The organism is uncultured Clostridium sp. (assembly GCF_963527835.1).
Lineage (GTDB): Bacteria > Bacillota > Clostridia > Clostridiales > Clostridiaceae > Clostridium.
The window spans coordinates 1-25,315 of sequence record NZ_CAURTC010000034.1 but is presented as its reverse complement, the minus strand read 5'-3'; the positions used below and the strand labels follow the sequence as shown (position 1 = coordinate 25,315).

Below are 25,315 nucleotides of genomic sequence, written 5' to 3'. Positions count from 1 at the left end.
TTAATAAGAAATAATATAATCAAAGTAGTTTTAGGAGGAATAACATGAACTTATCTTCAATAATACATGAGCCTAAAAGCTCATATTGTTATGCGTATAATAATGATACTATTCATATACGTTTAAAAACCGCAAAAAATGAAATAAAAAAGGTATTACTTTTAGCTGTGGATCCATTTAATTGGGTTCTAGGAAAAGATAATCCTCAAATATATGAGTTTGAAATAGATTCTATTTTAAAAAATCAAATGAAAAAAGAGCAAGTTACAGAATTATATGATTGCTGGTTTGCAGAAATAAAAGGAATTGAATGGGGAAGAATTAAATATTGTTTTATTGTAGAAAATAATAATGAAAGATTTATTATTGGAAGTCATGAGAGAATTAAATATGAAGGAAATACAAAGGATATTTATGATTTAAGTAATTACTTTAATTATCCATATATAAATGAAGAAGATTTATATATATGTCCAGAATGGGTTTCAAAAACAGTATGGTATCAAATTTTCCCAGAAAGATTTGCTAAAGGAAAAACTGATAGTAAAAAGGATTTTATTCCATGGGGCAATGATGGTATAGATGGTGCTCATAAGAAATTTGGCGGAAATCTTAATGGAGTAATAGATAAATTAGATTATATTAAAGAGATTGGATTTAGTGGAATTTATTTGAATCCTATTTTTGAATCACCAAGTTCTCATAAATATGATACAACTAATTATTACAAAATAGATCCTGAATTTGGAGATAATGAAACATTTAAAATTTTAGTCGAAGAAGCTCATAAACGAGGAATAAAGGTAATGTTAGATGGTGTGTTTAATCATTGTGGATTTCTTCATCCTTTTTGGCAAGATGTGTGTAAGAATGGAATAAAGTCTAAATATTATGATTGCTTTTATATTTTAGATCCATCAAAGCCAATAGTTCAAGGAGATTTGAAAAATGGATTACCAGAGGATTGTTCTAAAGAAAAATTAAATTATCGTACATTTGCTTTTACTCAAAGTATGCCAAAATGGAACACCAATAATAAAATAGTACGAGATTATTTAATTGATGTGGGAGGTTATTGGATTAAAAATTATAATATAGATGGATGGAGATTAGATGTATCAAATGAAGTTTCACATGATTTTTGGAGAAAATTTAGAAAAGAAATAAAAAGTATAAATAAAGATGTATATATATTAGGGGAAAACTGGGATAATTCTTATCCTTGGCTTCAAGGTGATCAATTTGATTCAGTTATGAATTATGAATTTACAAGGCCAGTTTGGAATTTTTTTAGAGGCAATAATAAAGAAATTAAATATGATTCAGAAAAATTTAAATTTTCTATTAGCAAGCTTTTAACTGATTATCCAAAGAATATAACTAAAAATATGTTTAATTTATTGGACAGTCATGATACAGCAAGAATTTTTAATATTGTAGGAAAAAATACTGAAATTGCAAAATTAGCTTATGTTTTTATGATGACATTTCCAGGATGTCCTTGTATTTATTGTGGAAGTGAAATTGGAATAGATGGTGATGAGCATTCTAATCGTAAATGTATGATTTGGGATGAAAGTAAACAAAATAAAGATTTGCTTTCTACTATAAAAAAATTAATTAAACTTAGAAGAAAGTATAAGTCTTTTAATACAGAAAATATGAAGTGGATTAATACTGAAGAAAATTTAAATATTGTTTTGTATAAAAAGTCAACAGATAAAGAAACTTTATATGTGGTACTTAATAATTCACCTGATGAAGTAAATTTATTATTACCTGATGAAATGAAACGAAGTGAATATATAAATTGTTATTCGAATAAAATAATAGAATTACAAGAAAAATTATTAATAAAGCCGTATGAATTTAAATTACTACTAAAAAGATAATAACTTAATTATACAGGAATTAGAAGAAAAGAGACAAGTTTAAACTTGTCTCTTTTAATTATTACAAATTATAAATATTAATTCAAAATATAGACTTTTAATAAAATAAGAATGAAACTAATAAAAATAGGGAAAAGACTATATAGAATAACTGTGTAAAACATAATTAAATCAGTATAAAAAATAAGGGAAAATAGGAGGCAATAAAATGAGCTCAATTAAAGTAGCAACATTTGCAGGTGGATGTTTTTGGTGCATGGTTAAACCTTTTGACAAATATGATGGTGTATTAAAAGTAGTTGTAGGATACACTGGTGGAAAGGTATTAAATCCAACATATGAACAAGTATGCAGCATGAATACTGGACATTATGAAGCGGTAGAAATAACTTATGATGAAGATATAATAGGATATACAGAACTTGTTGAAGCTTTCTTTATGAGCATTGATCCTACTGATGAAGAAGGTCAGTTTAATGATAGAGGAAATAGTTATAAGACAGCAGTATTTTATCATGATGATAATCAGAAAAAAATTGTTGAAGACTATATAAAAACATTAGAAAATAGTGGGGTTTATAATAAATCAATTGTTACTAAGATAATAAAAGCTGAAGCTTTTTATGAGGCAGAGGAGTATCATCAAGATTATTATAAGAAAAATCCTTTAAGATATAAGCTTTATTATAAAGGGTCAGGCAGAGAATCTTATATTAAAAGTAACTTGAAGAAAAATGAAGAAGAAAAAAGAAAATTAAGAGATAGACTAACAGATATTCAATATGCTGTTACTCAAGAAAATGCAACAGAACCACCTTTTAAAAATGAGTATGATAATAATTATGAAGATGGAATATATGTAGATGTTGCAAGTGGTAAGCCTCTTTTTTCATCTAGGGATAAATTTAACTCAGGATGTGGATGGCCAGCCTTTTCAAAACCAATAAACAATGGTTATGTAGAAGAAATTCAGGATTATAGTCATGGCATGATTAGAACAGAAGTAAGAAGTATAAATAGTAATTCTCATCTCGGTCATGTATTTAATGATGGTCCAACAGAATTTGGTGGGTTTAGATATTGTATAAATTCTGCTTCGTTAAGATTTATTCCAAAAGGAAAAATGGAAGAGGAAGGTTATGGAGAATATTTAGATAAAATAATAGATGGTTGATAAAAAAGTTCAAGATACTTAAGAAGATGTAATTTCTATTTAGAATTAATTAGAAATTATAAAATAGATATAATTAATTTAATATTTTAAGTTTGGTAGTAAAAGTAGAGCTTACGTAATGTAGGCTCTTATTTTTATGATAAAATATTTAGAGCTATTAGGAATTATAATTACACTGTTTTAATGCTTATATTCTTAGGTTATAATGTAAGAGAAAAATTAATTGAAAATGTAGGAGAAAATAAATGAACTTTGTAGCTATAGATTTTGAAACTGCTAATGAAAAAAGAAATAGTCCATGTTCTATTGGTATTGTTGTTGTAAAAAATGGTGAAATTATAGAAGAAGTACATCATTTAATAAAACCTAAAGAAATGAGATTTATGCCAATAAATATTGGAATTCATGGAATAAGACCTCGGATGGTTCAGAACGAATTAGAATTTGATAAAGTATGGGAAAAAATTAAGCATTATTTTAATGAAACTTTAGTAATAGCTCATAATGCTTCTTTTGATATATCTGTATTAAGAAATACCTTAGAACTGTATAATATAGAAATGCCTGAATTTCAGTATATATGTACAATGAAGCTTTCTAGAAATTTTTATAGCAATCTTGATAATGCAAGATTAAATACAGTAAATAATTTTTTAGGATATGAATTTAAGCATCATGATGCATTGGCAGATGCAATGGCGTGTAGCAATATTTTACTTAATATATGTGAAGAATTAAATATAAGAGATATTAGTGAAATATCAAAATGCGTTGGAGTTACTTTAGGATGTGTAAATGAAAATGGATACAAGCCCTCTTCAACTAAAGGAAGAATTTTTGAAAAATCTAATAAACAGGCTGTAAGAAAAAATCAAATGGAAAACTTTAATTTTACTGCATTTACAGATGAAGTTGTTGTATTTACTGGTGGTTTAGCTTCTATGACAAGAGATGAAGCCAGTAGATTAGTTAGAAAACTTAGTGGTAGTGTTGGAAGTTCTGTAACGAAGAAAACAACATACTTGGTGACTAATACAAAGGATATAGATGATTTACATAGAGACGAAATGAGTACTAAGCTTAGAAAAGCAGTAGATTTGAAAAATAAAGAGCAAGGCATAAAATTTTTAAATGAAGAAGAGTTCCTTAAAAAATGTAGGGGAATTTAAATTTTAGTGGATTTGATGTAAATAAAATGACATTGTATATATATACTTCTTAACTAAAGCAATAAATTAATTTCTTATTTTAACAATATATATAGTATATTATTTTATTTTAGAAGGGAGAAGTAATGAGTGATACGTATTAAAATGGCTGTTATTGAAAACGCAAAGCAAGATAAAGAAAAAAAAAGAATGGTGGAAATAAAGAACTCGATATGAGTAATTTAGATGTGAAATCTGGATTATTCGTAAACAAGTTAGGATAGAAAATTGATCATATTTTTTTATGATAATATACAAATAAGCAACCTAGAAATTGATTAATCTAGGTTGCTATTATATTTAATTAAGTATTATTTTGTGTAGTTATCGAAATATCCTTGAATGAAGATTATAGGTGTTCCTTTATCTCCGCTACCTGAAGTTAAATCAGATAATGATCCGATAAGGTCAGTAAGTCTTCTTGGAGTTGTACCTTGTGCAGCCATAGAACCTACTAAATCAGCCTCTTTATTCTTAATGTAATTTGAAATTGCGGTTTTTAATTCTTCACCTTTTAAATCTGCAAAATCATTATCAGCAAGATATTTTAATTTAATTTCATTTGGAGTTCCATCTAATCCTGTTGTATAAGCTGGAGAAACAACTGGGTCAGCAAGTTCCCAAATCTTACCCACTGGATCTTTGAAGGCTCCATCTCCATAAATCATAACTTCAACATTTTTTCCTGTCTTTTCTTTAAGTAAAGCTTGTATATTATCTACGATTGGTTGACAATTACGAGGGAATAACTTAACTGTTTCTTCAGTTGATTTATTAGAACCTAATAATCCATAAGCTTCATTGCATCCGCTTCCATCAATTGATTCTGATAATATATTATCTAAGCTATATACTTTTTCTCCACCATTAGCTTTTAATATTCTCTTAGTTCTAAATCTTGTATGTATATCACAAGTAAGAACACTCCTAGTGTAATTTAAAATAGTCTTACAGTCGTTTGAGAAGATAACTTCACATTCTATACCGTATTCTTCTATTAAAGATTTATAGTAGTCGATGTAATCAACTCCTGTGAAAGGATGTTTGTTATATCCAAATAATTCACGGAATTTTGCTTCTGTTAAAACATCTGTCCAAGGATTAACTCCTTTTTCATCTAAAAGATCTAAATCTACTAAGTGATTCCCAACTTCATCAGATGGATAGCTTAACATTAAAACTATTTTCTTAGCAGCTCCCTTAGCAATACCACGTAAACAAATAGCAAAACGGTTACGACTTAAAATAGGGAATATAACACCAATTGTGTCATCACCAAACTTAGTTTTAACATCTGTAGCTATGTTATCTATTGAAGCATAATTTCCTTGAGCACGTGCAACTACTGATTCAGTTACAGTAACTATATCTTTATCATTTATGCCAATTCCTTCAGATGATGAAGCTCTTAATACGCTATCAACTACGATTTCTTCAATTTTGTCTCCTTCTTTTATGATTGGACAACGAAGTCCTCTAACAACTGTTCCGATAACTCTTTCCACAATAATCTCTCCCTTAAAATAAATTCAAAATAATATGGTTTATACTTGTAATATACTCCAATTAATGATATAAGTAAAATAAATATTAAATATATCTGATATAAGGAGTGCTTATATGATAAGTAAATTAGATTTATATAAAGTTTTTCGTCAGGTAGGAAAAAGCAAGAGCTTTTCAAAGGCCGCAGAGGAACTTTATATGACACAACCTGCTATAAGTCAATCTATAATGCAGCTTGAAAGAGAATTAGATACTCGTCTTTTTAATAGAACACCTAAAGGAGTATCACTAACTAATGAAGGAAAGCATCTCTTTGAATATGTAGATTCAGCTATAGGTTTAATAGAAGCTGGAGAAGAAAAGATTTTAGAATTTCATAATTTATCTGTAGGAGAGCTTAAAATTGGTGTATGTGATACAATTTCAAAATATTATTTAATGCCTTATTTGGAGAAGTTTCATAATATGTATCCTAATATTAAGTTTAAGATTATTAATAGTACAACATTAGAGCTGTGTACACTTATAAAATGTGGTGAGATAGATATAGCAATATGTAATTTTCCAATAGATGATCCATCTTTAGAGTTAAGACCATGTGTAGAGGTACAAGATATTTTTGTTTGTGGAGAGAAATACAATCATTTATTAAATGATAATATATCACTTGATGATGTGGCTAATTTGCCATTAATATTTTTAGAACAAACATCAAATTCAAGAAAATATGTAGAAAATTTTATGATTTCAAAAGGTATAAAAATATCACCAGAGTTTGAACTTGGTTCATATGATTTACTCTTAGAATTTGCCAAAATAAATCTAGGAATAGCATGTGTAGTTAAGGAATTTGCAAAGGAATATTTAAATAAAGGTTTAATATATGAAGTTAAAACAGTAGAGGAAATTCCTAAAAGAAGCATAGGGGTATGTTATTTAAAAAGAGTTCCACTTTCATTAGCTTCAACTAAATTTGTAGAAATAATTGAAGGATAAATACTAGTATAATATTAAATTCATAATGTGCTGAATAATTTATATCTATAATATTGATATTTAATCGTAAATATCAACTCCTTGCTAAAGATAACATATAAATTAAAAAAAAGAAGCTAAATCTTAAAATGGATTAATGCTTCTTTTTAGTATTCCTAAGTTTAACTACTCCTCTCAATTTGCTTATGCATATATGAACACACTTATAAAACATAGCATTATCTTTAAATATCTTTATCAGTTATTTTCAAAAATTGATTGGTCCTGCCCATATTATAGGCAAGCTTTATTATTGATTTTTCCTCTTCAGACATTTTTCTATCATACATTTTTTCGAATTGAGATAATAGTGAGTCTATATCAACTTTTTCTTTAGGTTTTGAAACTCGTTTTGAAAAAGTATTGTTATATTCACTAGTTTCTATCTCTGGATTGTAAAGTTCTTTAAATATTTGTGCAGTATAATAAGCATCATTAAATGCATCGTGAAAGTCTTTTTCAATTGGAAGGTTAAAAAACTCAATAGCAGATTTTAATCCTACTTTTGTTCCCTTTGGAGTCTTTATATGTTTTGAAGCAAGTTTTTGAACATCTATATATTTTTTTAGATTATCAATGTCTTTTGACTTATGAAAGTGTATATTTTTCATAAGTTCTTTTATATCACTGACACCCCAAATACATACAGTAAACTCTTCATTACCAATAAAATCAATGAAATCACTATATACATCTGGAAAATAATTTTCTAAATTCACCATTTCAGTTGTTATTTGAGTTAAACCTTCTATAAAAGGATGAATTTCTGTATGAACAGTGGGTTTAATTAGTCTACTAAAAGTTGAATCTATTTCTAAGTTATTATTAAGTTTTACTGCTCCAATTTGTATTATTTCAAAAGTAAGATTTGAAGCTTTATCATACTTTGATAGTTGATGATTAAATTCTAAATCATATACTATATAGTTCATTTTATTTACCATCCTTTTTATATCTTATGTATATATAATATTAGTTTAATAATAGCATAACCATTATTAATATAAAATTTATATTAGTTAGATTATAAATAAAGATAATGCTAACTCATATTGATATTATGAGTTACTACAAAGATTTATTGGAAATTATTTCAATAAAATAATAAGTATGATATAATGTAATAAATTAAAGAAAGGTAGAGGTAATTTCAACAATGAGAATGTAATTTACACTTTTATTTATTAAGTATAACAAAGAGTTTTTAACTATTAAAAAATAGTCTATATATTAGGACTTTTTTTGTTGTACTTAAAATTTTGGAGAGTAAATGATTCTATAGGAATACTATGCCTTTTTACGGAATTATTATGTACTCTCTTATAAGTTTAGGAGGGATTTTTTTGGTATTAATAAAATTAGATAAAGTTAGAAAATATTATGGAGATAAGTTGATTTTAGATATAGATAATTTAGAGATATTAGAAAATGATAGAATAGGAATTGTTGGAGAAAATGGAGCGGGAAAAACAACTCTTATAAAAGTAATTTTAGGTGAAGTAGGGCTTGATGAAGGAAAAGTGTTTTTAAGTAAAAGTTATTCATATATAAGTCAAAGTGAAGATTATAGTGGATATTGTAAAGATGGAAAAATCAAAAAGATATTAAAAGCTCCAGATAATTATAATGAATTTTTATCAGGTGGAGAAAAGATAAAGATTAAAATTAATGAAGCTCTTAGCTTACGTAGTAGCATTCTGATTGCAGATGAACCAACAGCTAATCTGGATACAAATAGTATTAAAAGTATTGAAAAAATTATTAGTGAGTACAAGGGAAGTTTATTATTAGTTTCTCATGATAGAGATTTTTTAGATAAACTTTGTAATAATATATTAGAAATAGAGAATGGAAAAGTTAAGATATATAAAGGAAACTATTCGAAATATATTGAGTTAAAGGCTGAGGAAAGAGAAGTAGAACAAAGGGAATATGATAGATATATAGCAGAAAAAAAGAGACTTGAAAAAGCTATAATAGGAAAAGAAAATCATAGGGATTCTATTAGAAAAACACCAAAGAGAATGGGAAATTCAGAAGCAAGACTGCATAAAATGGGAGATCAAAAGTCTAAGAAAAGCTTAGATGGGAATATAAAATCTTTAAAAAGCAGAAGTAATCATTTGGAAGAGAAGCAAAAGCCTAATACTATTAAAGAAATAAGGATAAAAATTAATAAAGGAAATGAAATGCACTCAAAAACAGTTATAGAAATTAAAAATTTAAATCTATCTGTGAAGAATAAAATTCTTATAAATGAGGGCAATTTTAAGATTAAAAATGGTAAAAAAGCAGCGATTATTGGTGGAAATGGTTGTGGTAAGACAACTTTAATAAAAGAAATATTAAAAAATGACGCAGAAAATATTAGATTGTCAAAGTATATATCCATAGGATACTTTGATCAAAATCAAGATATTTTAAACCAAGATAAAACAATATTAGAGAATATAAAATTAACTAGTTCTTACGATGAAACTTTTATAAGAATTAATTTGGATGGATTTGGATTTAAAGGCGATACTGTATATAAAAATATTTCTGTATTAAGTGGAGGAGAAAAGGTTAAGGTTGCACTTTGTAAAATCATTTTAAGTGATACTAATACCTTGATTTTAGATGAGCCCACTAATTATTTAGATGTAAAATCTATTGAAGCATTAGAAAATGCTATTAAAAATACAGATAAAACAGTTTTAATAGTTTCACATGATAGAAAATTTATTTCTAGTGTATGTAATTATATTATAGAAATAAAAGATACTAAATTAAATTGCTTTAATGGTAATTATAATGAATTTGTTAATGAGAAAATAAATAATAAAAATAAAAAAGAAGAGAAAAGTAGTGAGCGAGAAAAAAGGGAATCCTTACTTGTATTACAAAATAAGCTTTCAGAAATTATATCAAGATTGTCATTAGAGAAGGATTTATCAATTAAGGATAAACTAAATACAGAATATGTAGAATTACTAAATAAGATTAAAAAATTAAGATAATTTATGCATAGCATAATAAGATATTATAGAGTTTGGACGTTCCACAAAAGGGGGAGGAATTTTTGTTTAATGACTAATCTGTAGAAAGTAAATCTATAGTTTATTTTAAGAATTGATTAGTTCTCCCCATGTTATAGGCAAGTTTTAAATATATGCATTTAATTTCGGTAAGTATGTTATTTTCTTATTTTAAAATGTAAGAATTTTTTTTGTAATTTTGGTAAAAATAACTTCATTGAGAATTATGATTAAGTCATATTTAATTAAGAAGGGAGTTTTTTACTTGAAAAAAAACAATTCTTATGGATTAAGAAGGAATGTTTTAAGAGAGCTTAACCAAGGATTTTCTTGTATTCATGAAAATTTTAAGTATTTTAGAAAGCTATCCAAAGGCGGAAATAACGTCCTTGGAGCGTCTGAGTGGCTTCTTGATAATATATATTTAATTGAAAAAGAATATAAGGCAATTAAGAAGGAAATGCCTATTGATTATTTTAAGTCATTACCTTCTATGACAGAATTTATTGATAATATAGATCATAAGAAAACTTATAGAATTAATAATTCATTTAAAAGTAAAAGCTTTGATGAGAAAAGACCGGATGAAAAGAAAAATTACAATGAATTTGAAAATGAACTTCCTCGTATTTTTGTAGTTGCAAAGAATTATGTAGATCTAAGTGGAGACATTGATTATGGGAGTTTTATTAAATATATTAATAAAATTCAAGAAGAAAATTTAGGTGTGGATTTAGACTTCAATAATGTAAGTGAAAAATTGTTTATTAAAATAGATAATAGTAGGAATAATGTAGATGGAGCTCAAAAGGCTATTAATAGTATTAATAAAGATATGACTTTTACAATGGGTGAACTTTGGGCTTTTCCCCTTATGCTTAAGATAGCAATAATAATAAATCTATCAAAATATACTAATGAACTTGTTAATATTCAAAAGGAAATATTACAGGGGAAAATTGTTGCTGAGGGGATTGTAGATGCTGTAAGTAATAATAAACTTAATGAGGAACTTGAAAATATTAATACTAAATATGAAAAATTTAGTCCTTTATCTTTAAGAGAATTTTTTAGAGTTTTAAGAGACAATTCTATAGAAAATAAGAATATTTATGATTTTGCAAAAATTAAATCGGGAATAGATGAAGAACTTGATAATTATATTATTAAGAGTAACTTAAGAGAGGAATTCTTAGAGAGACATATTGGGGAATATATAACTTCAATTAGAAAAATTGAGAATATAAGTTGGAGAAATTTTTTTGAAAGTACATCCTTAGTGGATAGGATTTTAAGAGAAGATCCTGAGAATATTTATGGAAGCATGGATTTTGAATCTAAGGATTATTATAGGCATAAGCTTGAAAATATAGCTAGAACAGTTAATAGAAATGAAATTAATGTAGCACATAATATATTAGAACTTGCAATAAAGAACAAAAATAATAACAAGGAACCTTATAAGTGCCATGTTGGATATTACTTAATTGATAATGGTGTAAGTGAATTGGAAGGATATCGTCATAATGTAAATCATGTAATTTCTGAAGGTACATATTTAGCAATAAATATTTTAGGAACATTTCTTATAAGTGCACTTTTTTTATTAATAAGTAGTTTGGGTGGCGTAAAATATACTAAGGCTGAGTACATAATTTTACTTTTAGTCAGTATAATTCCTATAAATGAAATTATAATTGGACTTATTAATTGGATGGTAAGTAAAACCGTACAGATTAGATTAGTACCCAAAATGGATTTTAGTGAGGGAATCCCAGATGATTGCAAGACAATAGTGGTTATTCCTGCAATTGTAAATTGCAAAGAAAAGGTTAAATCTCTTATGGAAAAATTGGAGGTTGCTTATTGTGGAAATAAAGACAAAAATATTTATTTTGCATTGCTTAGTGACTTTGCAGATTCAGATTCTGAGGTTGAAGAGAATGATAAGGAAATAATTAAATGTGGAATTGAATGTGCAAGAAAGTTAAATAATAAATATTCTAAAGATAATTACAAAAGTAATAACAATGAAGCAAGATTTTTCTTTTTTAGTAGAGAAAGAATTTATAATAAAAAGCAAAATGTTTTCATGGGTAGAGAAAGAAAACGTGGAAAGCTTATGGAATTTATGGCTCTTATCAGAGGAAAAACAGATCATACTTATAATGTTTTAAGTTCAGAAATAAAAATACTTAATGATGTTAAATATTTAATTACTTTAGATGAAGATACATTTATGCCAAGAGAAAGCACTTTTAAACTTATAGGTGCTATGAGCCATGTACTTAATGTACCTTATGTTAAGGATAATGAAGTTTTAAGAGGATATGGTGTTATGCAACCTAAGGTTAGCATAAGCTTAGAATCTAAAAATCAAACATATTTCTCAAATATTTTTGGTGGAGAAGGAGGCGTTGATGGTTATTCAGTAGCTTATTCTGATACATATCAAGATTTGTTTGGTCAAGGATCTTTTACAGGCAAGGGAATAATTAATATAGATGAATTTTATAATATACTGAATACTTCAATAAAAGATGATAGGATTTTGAGTCATGATCTTTTAGAAGGAGCTCTTGCAAGATGTGCTTTAGTTAGTCAAGTGGAATTCATAGATGGATATCCGGCTTTTTATGAGAGTAGCTGTAGAAGATTACATAGATGGGTTAGGGGGGATTGGCAACTTATAGGTTGGTTATTTTCTAAAAAAATAAGTTCTCTTAATAAGTGGAAAATATTTGATAATTTAAGAAGAAGCCTTTTAGCACCTAATTTATTAATAGCATTGATTCTTTCTTTGACTGTTTTAAATGGAAGAAGTCAGATTGCATTACTTTGCTTTTTAGCACTTATGAATTCTTTAGTGTTTACAGTTACAGATTTTGTTGTTACTCCTAAAAATAAACTCATGGGAACGTTTAAAAGTTTCCAGCAGATACTTTTAATATTTACTTTTATTCCTTATCAAGCATTTTTAATGATGGATGCCATAATAAGAACATTATTTAGACTGTGTATATCTAAAAAAAATCTTTTAGAGTGGCAATCTTCTGATTCTGTGGAAAAAAAATATAGTAATACTTTTAAATCGTATTTAAAAAGAATGTGGATTGCTCCAATAATGGGATTATTAGTATTATATTTATCTATTTATAATACTATTGGGGTTATTGTTTATAATGTAGTTGTTGCCGCACTTTGGATAGTTAGTCCATATGTAGCCTATTGTATAAGTAGAAAAAATTCTAAAAATAAAATAATTTTAGACGATGAAGAAAATGTTTATTTAAGGAAAATATCAAGAAGAATATACGCCTACTATGAGGATTTTGTTAATGAAGAAAATAATTATTTAGCACCAGATAATTATCAAGAAAAACCTTTTAAAGGAATTGCTCATAGAACTTCTCCAACTAATATAGGTATGGGGCTTGTTTCAAATGTAGTGGCTTATGACTTGGGATATATAACAATGATGGAGTTTATTGATAAAACAGAGATGATATTAAATAGCATGAAAGATTTACAGATGGTTCATGGACATTATTTAAATTGGTATGATACAAAAACTAAAGAACCCCTATGGCCAAGATATGTATCAACTGTTGATAGTGGAAATCTTTTGGGAGATTTATGGGTTTTGAAACAAGCTATGGAGGAATTAAAGGATAAAGAAGTTATAAGAATAAATGAGATTATGTCACTAAAAGACATCTATAATATAATTGAAAAAGATCAACCTTCAATTGAAGCTATATTTGATTCAAATATTAATATTGGTGAATATAAAGATGCTTTAAATAAAATATTAGTTGAAATTCAAGAACTTATACAATGTGAGGAAAGTAATAGTGATAATAAAAATAAAGCTTGTTTACAGGGAAAAGAGAACGAAGAAAGTAAATATTGGATAGATAAGTTTTTTGAAGAGGTTAATAGAAAACTTAAATATTATAATTACATATTCAATGAATTAGAAAAACTATATAGTGAAGAATTTTTTGAAGGATTTCCTAGTATTAGAGATTTAATTGATAGATGTGAAGAATATAAGAATGAATTTGGTGATAACTTTAATAATACATTTGAAGTGAAAATTAGTGATTTCAAAATGTATGGTAGAAAAATAGATAATATAATTAAAGATATTAATATGATTTCAGAAAAGATGGATTTTAAATTTCTTTATGATAAACCTAGACAATTATTCTTTATTGGTTATAACGTAGAGGAAGATTCACTTGGAAATTCTTACTATGATTTATTGGCATCAGAATCAAGAATAGCATCATTTATTGCTGTAGCTAAGAATGATGTGCCTATATCTCATTGGTTTAAATTAGGTAGATCTATGACAAATGCTTTTCATACTCATTCTCTTGTATCTTGGAGTGGGACTATGTTTGAATATTTTATGCCTTCTTTAATAATGAAAAATTATCCTAAAACTTTACTCAGCCAAACATATAAATCTGTAATGAAAGCCCAAAAAAGTTTTTCTAAGCAAAAGAAAGTACCTTGGGGAATATCAGAATGTGCATTTTATAAATTTGATGTAGATGAGAATTATCAATATAAGGCTTTTGGCATTCCAGGGATTGGATTAAAGAGAGACCTTGAGGATGAAATTGTAATATCTCCTTACTCAACCTTGATGACATTACCATTTTCTAAGAAAAGTGGGATTAAAAATCTTAGAAAATTAGAGGAAATAGGTTGTCTAGGGATATATGGGTTTATTGAAGCCATAGATTACACTAAGGCAAGAGAAGATAAATATGTAATAAAAAATACAATGGATAATAATGATGAGGATAATTCTTCAACTGAGAGTGATATAAAAAATTCAGATAATGCGCAGATAGATGATAGTGTATATAGTGATGGGATAAAGCCTAATAAAATTATGACATACATGGTACATCATTTGGGAATGTCTTTGATGGCTCTTGATAATGTACTTTTTGATGATATTTTAGTTAATAGATTTCATAGTTTGCCAGAGGTTAAGGCAACAGAGCTTTTATTAAAAGAAAAGATTCCTAATAATGTAACCTTTGAGAGAAATGAAGATTTTTCTATAAAGAATACGTATTTTGAAGGAGAAAACTTGATTCCAAGGAAATTTACAGGAGCAAATCAAGATAATCCTGAGGTTTTATTGTTATCTAATGGTGAATATTCTTCAATGATAACTGTAGCTGGAAGTGGTTATTCTAAGAAGAACGATATGATGCTTTATAGATGGAAAGGAAATTCCACAAGTGATGATAGTGGTATGTTCTTTTACATAAAGAACTTAAATTCTAATGACTATTGGAGTTCAACCTTTGAGCCATGTAAGGGTTATGGAGATAAATATGTTACTGAATTTAATTTAGATAAGGCTAAGTTTAATAGAAAAGATGGAAACATTGAAACTCAAATGGAAGTTGTTGTTTCTCCAGATGAGAATTTTGAAGTTAGAAAAATCACTTTAAGTAATTTAAGTGATAAGGGAAGAAGCCTTGAAATAACAAGTTATATGGAAATAACATTAACTACTTTTAGTGCAGATACAGTACATCCAACTTTCTCTAATCTGTTTGTTCAAACAGATTATGATAATAATGAAAATGTACTTATAGGAAGTAGAAGAGGTAGAGTTAAAGGAGCAAAAATTCCGTATATATTTCATAAAGTAATAGTAAATGGAGAATTAGAAGGAAGCATAAGCTATGAAACTTCTAGAATTAATTTTATAGGAAGAAATAGAGATCTTAAGTCGCCTTTAGCAATGGATAATGATAAATCATTAAATAATACTGTTGGAACAGTTTTAGATCCAATAATGAGTACTAGGGCTAGGATAAGATTAGAAGGAAACTCAAAAAAAGAAATTTATTTTATAACAGGAACAACAGAGTCTAGAGAAGAAGCTATTAATATATGTAAACAAAATAAAGAACCTGTTAATTTGGAGAAAGTTTTTGAAAGCTATAGTATAAGAACACAGCTTGAACTTAAGAATTTAGGTATAAGAAGTGCTCAAGCAAATGTATTCCAAAGTTTAGCTTCATATATATTCTTTTTGCACAGTGGTAGAAAAGACAGAGAGGGGTATATAAAAAATATTTCAAAGCATCAAAAAGATTTATGGTCTTATGGAATTTCAGGTGATTTACCTATTGTATTTTTAACTATTGAAAATATAGATGATATTAATTTAGTAGGTAATATGTTGAATTTACATTATTATCTTAAATTTAAAGGGGTAAAATTAGATTTAATAATATATAATAATGAAGAAATTTCTTATGATGAACCACTTCAAAAGAATATAATGCAATTAATAAGTACATCAAAGGAAGGTAATTCATTAAATGCACCTGGAGGAATCTTCATTCACAATAAATCTACTATGGATGAACAGATTAAAGATTTAATAATAGGAATTGCTAGATTATATATTGATTCAAAGAAGGGTTCAATATTAGAACAAATTACGAAAGCTGAAGAATTTAAAGTCAATAGTATTAATGAATTTTCAAGATATAATGAATCTGTTGATGAAGAAAGTTATAAACGTAATTACAATAACATATTAGATGATAACTATGAAGAAAATTATATGTCACAAGGCAAGAACGATTTACTAGAAAAAAGGTTTAACAAGATAAAAACTAAAAATTTAGAAAAGAAAACTAAGTCTTTAAATATCAATTATAAATTGGAGATTGCAGATGAAGTAATGCCAAATCTAAATGATAATATAACAGAATATAAAGAATATGATCATGATATAGACTTTTTAGAAAAACAGGATTTAATTCACGGAGCAGAGGTAGCTGGAATAAAAGATGGCATGGGAAAATCCATCAATAAGGAAGGCTTAAACATAGAGAAATTTGATGGAGATTTTAATATGCAAGATTTAGATTTCTTTAATGGATATGGTGGTTTTAGTAAGTTTGATAATAGTTATTTGATAAAATTGTCTAACTTTAAAAATACTCCAGCACCTTGGATTAATGTTATCTCTAATGATGATTTTGGATTTCATATATCTGAGAGTGGTTCATCTTATACATGGTGTGGGAATTCTAGAGAAAATAAGATAACACCTTGGAGCAATGATTATATTAGAGATCCATTAGGGGAAGCACTTTATATTAGAGATGATGATTCTTATAATTATTTTTCCATAACACCAAAACCAGTCAGAGATTCAGGCGATTATTTCATAAAACATAGTTTTGGATATTCTGAATTTAGTCATACTGCTTATGATTTAAAAGGAAAACTAGAAGTATTTGCACCTAAAAAAGAAAAGGTAAAAATTCAAAAAGTAACTTTAGAAAATTTAAGTGAAAATGATAGAGAAATTTCTTTATTCTATTATGCAAAGCTTGTAATGGGTGTTTATGAGTATGATAGTGCTAGATATATTTCAACATATATTCATGGAGAATTTGAAAAAAATAATAATATAAATACAAATGCAGCACATGAGGAATCTAATAGTGCTAGCTATGTATATCATAGTGGATTCATTAGAGGATATAATCCTTACAGTGAGTACTTTGGAAAATTTAATTCTTATTTGACTATTTTAGGAGGAGAGAACTTAAGTTTTACTGGGGATAGCAAGGAATTTATAGGCATTAATGGAGAAATCTCTTCACCAAAAGCCTTAGATAATGAGAATTTATCAAATAGATGTGGAGGAATTTATGATCCTTGTTTAGCTACTACTACAAAGGTTAAACTTAAAAAAGGTGAAAAGAAAGAGCTTCTAATTTTATTTGGTGAAGAAGAAAAAGAAAATATAGAAAAAGTTATTGAAAAATATGAAGTTAAAGGAAATGCAGATAGAGAATTAAAGAAGGTTAAAGAATATTGGGAAAATTTCCTAGGAAATATACAAGTTAAAACTCCAGATAAATCTTTTAATTACCTTTTAAATGGATGGCTTTTATATCAAACTTTAAGCTGTAGATATTTAAGTAGAAGTGCATTTTATCAAAGTGGTGGAGCATATGGATTTAGAGATCAACTTCAGGATTCTATGGCACTTGGAGTTGTTGATCCAGAAATACCAAAGGCTCAGATATTGCGTAGTGCTTCAAGGCAGTATGTAGAAGGAGATGTACAACATTGGTGGCATCCAGTTGTAAATTCGGGGATAAGAACTAGATTTAGCGATGATTTATTATGGCTTCCTTATGTTACTGCTGAATATATTAATTCAACTGGAGATTATGAAATTTTACAAGAAACTGCACCTTATCTTGAAGATGAGCCTTTAAGAGATGGTGAAGATGAGAGATATACAATAGTAAATCAATCTTCAAAGGAAGGAACAATATATGAACACTGCTTAAAGGCTATAGAAAAAGCTCTAAAGTTTGGAATACACAATATTCCATTAATGGGTAGTGGTGATTGGAATGATGGTATGAGTACTGTTGGGAATAAAGGAAAAGGAGAAAGTGTATGGCTTGGTTGGTTCTTGTATTCCATTTTAGAAAGCTTCATTAAAATTGCACAGATTAAAGGCGATGAAGAAACTAAAGCCAATTATGAAGAGAGAAAAGAATTTATAAGAGAGAACTTAGAGAAAAATGCTTGGGATGGTGGCTGGTATAGGAGAGCATATTTTGATGATGGCACTCCACTTGGAAGCCGTGAAAATCCTGAATGTCAAATTGATTCTTTAGCACAAAGTTGGGCCATAATTTCAGGAGCTACCAAAATTAAATCTGATAGTGAATTAAATATAGGTGAAGCGAATTATAATCCTAATAAAGATTATGTAGGAGCAGCGGAACAGTATAGTCAAAGAGCATTTGAGGCAATGGAGGCTGTTGATAAAAATCTAGTGAAAAAGGATAAGGGATTGATACTTTTATTAGCACCACCATTTAGTTATTCATATCTTGAACCAGGCTATATAAAAGGGTATGTACCAGGAGTAAGAGAAAATGGAGGACAATATACTCATGCAGCCGCTTGGGTGATCTTAGCTTTGACTAAGCTTGGATTAGGCGATAAAGCTATAAAATACTATAATATGATTAATCCAATAAATCATACAAAGACTGAGCTTGAATGTATGACCTACAAGTTAGAGCCTTATGTAATGGCTGCAGATGTGTACATAAAAGAACCCCACGGAGGAAGAGGTGGCTGGAGCTGGTATACTGGAGCTTCAGGATGGATGTACAGAGTTGGTATTGAAGATATTTTAGGTCTAAAAAGGGTTGAAGATAAAGGTTATAAAGTAAATCCATGTATACCAAAATTATGGACCGAATTTGAAATAAAAATTCAAAATGAGAAGGAAGATTATACTATAAAAGTACTAAGAGGTGAAGATATAGATAAAGGAAAAAAATCAAATAATTTAGTTGATTTACAGGTTACAAGTAATTCAAAACAAATTAAAGATGGTAAACCTAAGATAATTATAAACGGAGAAAAGATTGACGGAAACATAATACCAAGAAATTTAGGTAAGATAGATGTAGTTGTATATGTATAATTTACGAAAATATGAATTACTGATAAAATTAAGATTAGTAGGTATTGCAAAATAACTTGCAATACCTCTTTCGTTATATAAGTAAAAAAGTGGATTTAATATGAATCCACTTTTTACTTATATTTTTATTATGATAAATTATATTTACAATGATTTTTCTGCATATGTATGAGATAAGTTATTATTTTTATCTATATTTATCATATAATAATGAACTTTTTCTTTAATATAAGATAAATTTTGATTCATTAAAATACTACGTGCTTTAGAATAAGGCATTTCTTTTATAATGTAGTTTAAATCATTATATGTTTTATTGTTGGAAAGAACTGTATGTGTATCATAGCCATAAAAGCTTATAGTATCAAATTTATAATTAAAGCTTTTTAGAGTGTGTAAAACTAAATAAATATATTTCATATTAAGTTCAGAATTATGATTATCTATAGTCATTAAATAGGTAAAATTTAAAGCATTATTTTTAAATGAATTTCTTTCATAAAATATTTCATAAGGTGGAATTTTGCTTTTATATTCTTTAAATAGATTAACAGATGAATCAATGTTGAATTCTAGACAATCATTTCCAGATTCTCTTTTTATGCATATGTTTAAATACGGCTAGTTTATTTAGTTCATCTTCATATAAAGTTTCTTTTTCTAATAACTCTAAAGCTATTTTATCAAGAGAATCTCTATTTTCTTTTAAAAGTTCTAGAGTTTCCTCATATAGTTTATTAACAAGATTTTTACATTCTTCAATAACAGGATTTCCATAACTACTATATAGAGAACCAACACTCGAAAGTTTTATAAGTCCCAATGTTTCTCCCATGCCGTATTCGGTAATCATTTTTAATGCAATATCAGTAGTTTGAGAGATATCTCCCTGTGCTCCAGTAGAAATTTTATCTTTTCCAAAAATAATTTCTTCTGCGGCTCTACCACCAAGTGAAACTTTGATTTTATTCTTTAAATAATCAATTCTATGATAGTTACTATCCTCAGGAATAGTTAATGTATACCCTCCAGCACCGTTAGTAGTTGGTATAATTGTTATCTTAGAAACATTGTCCTGTGGAAGTAGTAACATACAAATTAATCCATGTCCTGCTTCATGGTATGAAGTAAGAAGCTTGTCTTCTTCTTTAAGATAACTTCTCTCTTTCTTTTCATATCCAGCTAAAGTTATCGAGTAAGCACATTCTATATGAGCTGAAGTAATGGAATTACTATTGTCTTTAGCAGCTAAAATAGCACTTTCATTTATTAAACTTTCTAATTTTGCGCCAGAGAAGTATATAGTTTTTTTGGCAATATCTTTTACATCAAGATTTTCATGAGGTTTATTTTTTAAGTGAAGAGATAGAATCTTTTCTCTAGCATTAACATCTGGCAATGATACTTCTATATGTCTATCAAATCTGCCTGGTCTAATAAGAGCCTTATCTAGCATGTCCAATCTATTTGTAGCAGCAATTACCATTATACCTTCTTCTTGTCCGAAACCTGACATTTCTGTTAAGAGAGCATTTAGTGTTTGATCTTTTTCATCATTGCTAGAGCCAGTTTTATTATTAGTTCTTGCTTTACCTATAGCATCAATCTCATCAATGAATATTACAGCTTTTCCATGAGATCTTGCTTTTTTAAACAAATTTCTCACTCTTGCTGCACCCACTCCAACATACACTTGTACGAAGTCAGAACCACTAAGGGCATAAAATGGAACACTAGCCTCACCAGCTACAGCTTTTGCAAGTAATGTTTTACCTGTACCAGGATCACCATAAAGAATAACCCCTTTAGGCATTCTTGCACCATATTTCTTATATTTCTCAGGATTTTTAAGAAAATCCACAATATCCATTAAACTTTCTTTAGCTTCTTCATTACCAGCTACAGCATGAAAATCTAAAATCGCTTTTTTATTTTTGCTAAAATCCTGCATTTCCATAGATATTAAGGAAGAAGCACCACCTTTAGCTTTAGATACAAGCATAGCAATTATTGTTAAAATTGATAGAGCAAAAATAACAGAAGGAATAATTTTTGTAAGAGGAGGGATGGTTCCATCTTTAACTTCTATTCCATTTAATAATAATTTTTCTTTTAAAGTATCTGTATGTGGATTATCTGTAGAATATTTATCACCATTATTTAGTAAAATAGTCATTTTAGGAGAGTTGTCTATTATTACTGTAGATATATTATTAGAATTTAAATCCTCTGTAAATAGAGAATAACTTTTATTCACTATAGTTGTATTAAAAGATGTCATTACAATAACTATAAATGATAGTATTGCAGTTATTATAGGAGCAATAATATAATATTTTTTTATTTTATTCATTAAGCACCTCCAAATTTTAAAAGATAACTTAATATTGATTATATAGATTTAAAATTAGAAGTCTAATTTTTTAAATAATTTTTACCAATGTAATTTTTCTCAATATTCAAGTGTATGGCAATGTCTATATGAATAGGGAGTAATTAATTTTCTAATTATATAGATGAAAACTAATTAATTATAGCGATTGGGTAAAGTAGTTAGGAGAAGATTTATGAAAAAATTACTATTGCGGCAAAGTGCAAAGATAACACCAAAGGAAGTATTAGATAATGGAATGGCAGTTAATTATAAATAGAATTTATAGCTTGTTTATAATTATGTTAAATGAAAGTGTAACGAAGTAATCAATAATTTTGTCCTTGATAAGTTGTAGTTTAGTTTTAGAAGCTTATCAAGGACTTTAATAGATATTAGAAAGGTTTAGTGAAAAATTAACAAAGTTTAAATTTAAGCATATTTTTTATATGCTTAACCTTTTGGTTTAAATATAATGGCAGAAATAAACCCAAATATTATTGCTGCAGAAACTCCCACACTTACTGTCTTTAACATACCAGTAAATATTCCTATAAATCCTGTTTGCTCAGCTTCAGTTATAGCCGCTGTTACAAGGGTATTTCCAAAACTACTTATAGGTACAAATGCCCCCGCACCTGCGAACTTCACCAAAGGATCATATAGACCAAGTCCACCTAAAATTGCACCAATTACAACTAATGTACAAGTTGTATGTGCAGGGGTAATCTTTAAAGTATCCATTAAAAGTTGCCCAATAACACAAATTAACCCACCTATTATAAATGCAAAAATAAATTTTTCCATAGCTTAATTCACACCTTCTTTTTTTACATTTCTATAGAAACAGCGTGGGCAACGCTAGGTATGCTTTCTTTTTGTTGATAGGAGATAGGAGACATTAAGGCACCTGTTGCAACAATTAATATTTTCTTTAATTCCCCTTTTCGCATACGATTAAGTAAATGCCCATAAGTTACGGTAGCAGAACAACCACAGCCACTGCCACCAGAAAAACTTGGTTGGTCTTTTTTATATATTAAAAGTCCGCAATCTGTAAATATATGCGTTGGCATATTTATGCCATGTTTTTCTAGTAAAGCATTAGCAAGTTCATGACCAACTTTCCCCAAATCACCAGTAGCAATAAGATCATAATGAGAAGCATCAATATTCAAATCCCTAAAATGAGCTTCAATGGTATCTACAGCCGCTGGTGCCATGGCTGCACCAACGTTATATGGATCTGAAATACCCATATCGACTACTCTTCCTATGGTAGCAGAAGTTATTTTAGGTCCATTTCCATTTTGTCCAATGACTGCAGCTCCAGCTCCAGTTACTGTCCACTGAGCAGTAGGTGGCCTTTGTACACCATATTCTGTAGGATATCTAAATTGTTTTTCAGCAGCTGCATTATGACTGCTTGCAGCTGCTATAACATATTTAGCTGCTTTACTTTCTATTAATTGAGCTGCTAATGCTAAACTTTCCATGGAACTAGAGCAAGCACCAAAGATTCCTAAATAAGGTATTCCTAAAGTTCTTGCAGTAAAGCTACTAGAAATGATTTGATTCATTAAATCTCCACTTAAAAAAAAGTTAATATCTTCTTTTTGTATATTTGATTTTTGTATTGCCCTTTCACAAGCATGCTCAAGTAGAGCCTTTTCTGCTTTTTCATAGCTATCTTGCCCAAGCCATAAATCTTCATAAAGTATATCAAAGTCATCAGCTAAAGCACCATTACCTTCAAAAGGACCGCCAACGGCTGCAGAAGCTAATATTGTGGGTTTAGAATTAAAAATCCATGATTGATGTCCTTTAAGCATTTACATCGCCCCCAACCATGTTATTGTCATTTTTATTGTAGCAACTACAAAAGCGGCAAAAACGCCATAAACAATAATTGCACCTGCAAGACTGAACATATTTCCAGCTACTCCAAGTACAAATCCTTCAGTTTTATGCTCAATTGAAGCAGAAGCTATAGAATTAGCAAAGCCTGTAATAGGAACAGCAGATCCACATCCAGCCCATTGGCTAAGATGATCATAAATTCCAAGACCAGTAAATAAAGCTGCAAAAAAGATTAAAACTAGGGAAGTAGGACCTACTGATGTTTTTTCATCAAAATAAAAATAGTTAATAAAAATCCATTGTAATCCTTGACCAATTGTACATATTGTACCACCTACAAGAAAAGCTCTAATACAATTAGTTAAAATAGGTCTTTTAGGTTCTATACTATTTACTAATGCATCATATTGTTGTTGAGCTGAGGTCATTTTTTTCTTTTTCATATTTGACATTTATTTCACCTTCTAACGTAATAAATAAGGTTCTAATTTTTTAATAACTTTTTCTAATTTTTCAGCACTTTGTGAATACATAGTTTTTGTATCTTCATCGTTAGTCTCTAAAGAAAATGACATAAGATCTGCTTGACTTTTTTGAATGCTAGCATATAGCATTTCTTTAACCTGTGTTTTAGGAACTTGTATCATGTCATCAAAGAGATCTACATATAAGTCTCCAGAAGAATCCACTTGACCAAGAAAAACATTTTCAAGGGTAATCCCTTTGATTTCTAGCTGGGTTGTAAGCCAGCCTTGATTTAAGCCAGCATTAGTAAGACCTTCATTTAATATATTTCCATCTAAAATAACTGTTTGTGGTTCAGTTTTAGGTCCTATTTTTTGTCCTAAATCATATGGAGTAATAGGCTTCTTATCAGCTTTTAAAGTAACATTTATATCTCCGGTTGTTTCCATTAAAGCAAATTCAACATCGGCTAAGTTAAATGCTTTTTTTGAACGCATTTCTCGTAGAAATTCTTGACCTGTAATTCTCTCTTTAGATAAGTTATCTTCCATAATTTTACCGTTTTTGACCAATACTCTTTCTTTACCATGTATTAGGTTATAAACCCACTTACTTCTCATGGAAGCGTAATCTAAGATAAGAGGCATAAGTGCCCAAACAGCCAATGTAATTAGTCCGAAGTAAATATTATTAACTATATTTAAAGAAATTAAAGTAATTATAATAGCAATTACGGCATAAGAAATAAAATCAAAGGGAGTAGCCCTAGATAAGGTTTTTTTCTTCATATATTTTGTTATAACTAATGTTAAAAAAAATAAAACTATTGAATTAAATAATAATATTAACCAAGAATCCATATGCCACCTCACTTAGTTGCCTTTGTATTGGGGTTCCTCAAACTCCATAAATCCTATTCTTTTTTCTAAATCTATTTTAATTTCACTTATTTCTTTATATGCCTGATTATAAATAGCGCTAGCTTCTTTATCACGTTCTTGTAACGAGTACATTTTTAAAGTAGACTCAGCCCCCTTTAGTGTAGCCAATGTTTGTTTTACCTTTGAAATTGCAGTCATATAAAAGTCTCCTTTATATTATTAAATTGTTTTCTAACTTACTTTAACCAATAAGCTTAATTTTAATTCATTTTTTAATAGAGATATTTATTTAAATTATTAAAGACAAATTGCTAAAGTTTAATAAATGATGAATTGTATAATCAAGTGCGACATTAAAAAAAAAGCCCATATTTGAACTA

General features: G+C 28.1%; 15 protein-coding genes. 6 read left to right on the top strand and 9 right to left on the bottom strand.

Annotated features, from left to right (window positions below; translation table 11 throughout):
* The first annotated feature begins 44 nt into the window (after positions 1–44).
* The 3 genes from RYM86_RS14455 to RYM86_RS14445 all read left to right on the top strand — a co-directional run bounded on the left by RYM86_RS14455 (position 45) and on the right by RYM86_RS14445 (position 4,235).
* Positions 45–1,892, top strand: coding sequence for a glycoside hydrolase family 13 protein (locus tag RYM86_RS14455; RefSeq protein ID WP_315081360.1), 1,848 nt, complete (start codon positions 45–47; stop codon positions 1,890–1,892).
* Between the two features lie 208 nt (positions 1,893–2,100).
* Positions 2,101–3,066 (top strand): peptide-methionine (S)-S-oxide reductase MsrA, encoded by a 966-nt coding sequence (gene msrA / locus RYM86_RS14450; protein ID WP_315081358.1) that lies wholly within the window; start codon positions 2,101–2,103, stop codon positions 3,064–3,066.
* 245 nt (positions 3,067–3,311) lie between these two features.
* Positions 3,312–4,235 carry an exonuclease domain-containing protein gene (locus tag RYM86_RS14445; RefSeq protein WP_315081356.1) on the top strand — a complete coding sequence of 308 codons (924 nt, stop codon included), beginning with the start codon at positions 3,312–3,314 and terminating at the stop codon, positions 4,233–4,235.
* A gap of 350 nt (positions 4,236–4,585) precedes the next feature.
* Here the strand turns inward: RYM86_RS14445 and RYM86_RS14440 are convergent, their stop codons facing one another.
* The gene (locus tag RYM86_RS14440; protein WP_315081354.1) at positions 4,586–5,779 is read right to left on the bottom strand and encodes a coenzyme F420-0:L-glutamate ligase; all 1,194 of its coding nucleotides are present in this window, start codon (positions 5,777–5,779) and stop codon (positions 4,586–4,588) included.
* A gap of 115 nt (positions 5,780–5,894) precedes the next feature.
* On the opposite strand from RYM86_RS14440, the gene RYM86_RS14435 reads away from it, so the two are divergent.
* Positions 5,895–6,776 (top strand): LysR family transcriptional regulator, encoded by an 882-nt coding sequence (locus RYM86_RS14435; RefSeq protein WP_315081352.1) that lies wholly within the window; start codon positions 5,895–5,897, stop codon positions 6,774–6,776.
* A 224-nt stretch (positions 6,777–7,000) separates the two neighbouring features.
* Here RYM86_RS14435 and RYM86_RS14430 read toward each other — a convergent pair whose 3' ends face one another.
* Entirely contained in the window at positions 7,001–7,747 is a 747-nt protein-coding gene (locus RYM86_RS14430) for a 3'-5' exonuclease (protein ID WP_315081350.1), read from the bottom strand.
* A 411-nt stretch (positions 7,748–8,158) separates the two neighbouring features.
* On the opposite strand from RYM86_RS14430, the gene cplR reads away from it, so the two are divergent.
* Both cplR and RYM86_RS14420 read left to right on the top strand, forming a co-directional pair.
* Positions 8,159–9,814, top strand: a complete 1,656-nt coding sequence (gene cplR / locus RYM86_RS14425; RefSeq protein WP_315081349.1) for an ABC-F type ribosomal protection protein CplR — start codon at positions 8,159–8,161, stop codon at positions 9,812–9,814.
* Positions 9,815–10,097: 283 nt separating this feature from the next.
* Complete coding sequence (locus tag RYM86_RS14420) at positions 10,098–19,358, top strand: GH36-type glycosyl hydrolase domain-containing protein (protein ID WP_315081348.1); 9,261 nt, start codon at positions 10,098–10,100, stop codon at positions 19,356–19,358.
* 144 nt (positions 19,359–19,502) lie between these two features.
* Here the strand turns inward: RYM86_RS14420 and RYM86_RS14415 are convergent, their stop codons facing one another.
* The 7 genes from RYM86_RS14415 to RYM86_RS14385 all read right to left on the bottom strand — a co-directional run bounded on the left by RYM86_RS14415 (position 19,503) and on the right by RYM86_RS14385 (position 25,133).
* Positions 19,503–19,811, bottom strand: coding sequence for a hypothetical protein (locus tag RYM86_RS14415; protein ID WP_315081347.1), 309 nt, complete (start codon positions 19,809–19,811; stop codon positions 19,503–19,505).
* 127 nt (positions 19,812–19,938) lie between these two features.
* Positions 19,939–21,711 (bottom strand): ATP-dependent metallopeptidase FtsH/Yme1/Tma family protein, encoded by a 1,773-nt coding sequence (locus tag RYM86_RS14410; RefSeq protein WP_315081346.1) that lies wholly within the window; start codon positions 21,709–21,711, stop codon positions 19,939–19,941.
* A gap of 471 nt (positions 21,712–22,182) precedes the next feature.
* Positions 22,183–22,536: a stage V sporulation protein AE gene (gene spoVAE, locus RYM86_RS14405; protein WP_315081345.1), complete on the bottom strand. Its 354-nt coding sequence runs from the start codon at positions 22,534–22,536 to the stop codon at positions 22,183–22,185.
* Positions 22,537–22,559: 23 nt separating this feature from the next.
* Positions 22,560–23,561, bottom strand: a complete 1,002-nt coding sequence (gene spoVAD / locus RYM86_RS14400; RefSeq protein WP_315081344.1) for a stage V sporulation protein AD — start codon at positions 23,559–23,561, stop codon at positions 22,560–22,562.
* Entirely contained in the window at positions 23,562–24,041 is a 480-nt protein-coding gene (spoVAC, locus tag RYM86_RS14395; RefSeq protein ID WP_315081343.1) for a stage V sporulation protein AC, read from the bottom strand.
* 12 nt (positions 24,042–24,053) lie between these two features.
* Complete coding sequence (locus tag RYM86_RS14390) at positions 24,054–24,914, bottom strand: DUF421 domain-containing protein (RefSeq protein ID WP_315081383.1); 861 nt, start codon at positions 24,912–24,914, stop codon at positions 24,054–24,056.
* Between the two features lie 12 nt (positions 24,915–24,926).
* A complete protein-coding gene (locus RYM86_RS14385; protein ID WP_315081342.1) occupies positions 24,927–25,133 on the bottom strand; it encodes a DUF1657 domain-containing protein in 207 nt (68 codons plus the stop codon).
* Positions 25,134–25,315 lie beyond the last annotated feature (182 nt).